The sequence below is a fragment of the Campylobacter sp. W0066.1 genome (genome assembly GCF_024723635.1).
Classification (GTDB): domain Bacteria; phylum Campylobacterota; class Campylobacteria; order Campylobacterales; family Campylobacteraceae; genus Campylobacter_D; species Campylobacter_D lari_C.
The window spans coordinates 1-1167 of the sequence record NZ_JANQCW010000043.1 but is presented as its reverse complement, the minus strand read 5'-3'; the positions used below and the strand labels follow the sequence as shown (position 1 = coordinate 1167).

The 1167-nt window shown below is 27.4% G+C and carries 1 protein-coding gene; it reads left to right on the top strand.

Going from position 1 to position 1167, the window contains the following annotated elements; all coding sequences use genetic code 11:
- Positions 1-465: 465 nt before the first annotated feature.
- Positions 466-1167: PDC sensor domain-containing protein (locus tag CAMP18497_RS08190; protein WP_337213744.1), on the top strand; the 702-nt coding region annotated here is incomplete at its 3' end.

The following is a 1167-nucleotide window of genomic DNA, read 5'->3' as shown; positions in this document are numbered from 1 at the left end:
AAATAATTAACTAAACCCATTAAGGGTTTAGTTTGATATAAAGGTGGGTTAATTAGTAAGCTAATTAGCTTAGTAAAACTTTCAAATTTAATTTATCAATTTCCTAATCTTTTTGTCTTTTTGTAGAATTTACAATATTAAATCAAAATTAAATTTTTATTATAAAAATTTAATTTATAATTGCAAAAATATTTTAGGAGAAAAGCAATGAAAAGTGTTAAAATAAAAGTTGCCTTGATTGCAAATATCATAGCAATTGTATGTCTTTTGATTCTAGGAATTATAACATTTATTTTTGTTAAAGATGCTCTTTTTCAAGAAATTGTTAATTCTGAACAAAATCGTTTAATTTCTACAAAAAATCTTATGACTAATTTTAAAGATGATACATCTGACTCATTGAAAAAATTAAGCGAAACTATACTCAGACATCCCTATTCTAGTTTGAATTCAACAGAGAAGCTAATGGACAATATAGGCTATCAATTAAGATCATTCAGAGATTCTGGTAATTTTCTAGCGGTTTATCTAGCTCAATCAAATGGAGAATTAATAGTAAGCGACCCAGATAGTGATAGCAAAGGTTTAGACTATGGAATTTATGGAAAAGCTGATAACTATGACGCAAGAACAAGAGAATTTTATATAGAGGCAATGAAAAATAATAGCCTATATATCACTCCTTCTTATATTGATGTAACTACAGGTTTACCTTGCTTTACTTATGCCATGCCAATATATAAAGATGGTAATTTTATAGGAGTGCTAGCAATTGATGTTTTGGTTAAAGATTTAGAAGATAGTCTTAAACAAATGCCAGGTGCGTCTTTTATTTATGATAAAAATCGTTTTTCATTTGTTTCAACAAGTAAAAATTATATCGGAAATGATCCAAATGTTGCTATCGTAGCAGACAAATTTAGCAAGGTAAAAGAAGGTGAGCCATTTTTTTATACTAGCAAGGAAAATCACGAAAGACTCGGAATGTGTGACAATGTAGATGGATATACAGTGTGCAATATGGCATATATCGATACAATTTCTCAATCGAGCAAGAAGATAGCTTATATTCAGATTATTATAGTTATTTTTACAAGTATTATAAGTATTATTTTACTTTATTTTATTATTTCTTATTACCTATCACCTTTACAAGCTATACAAACC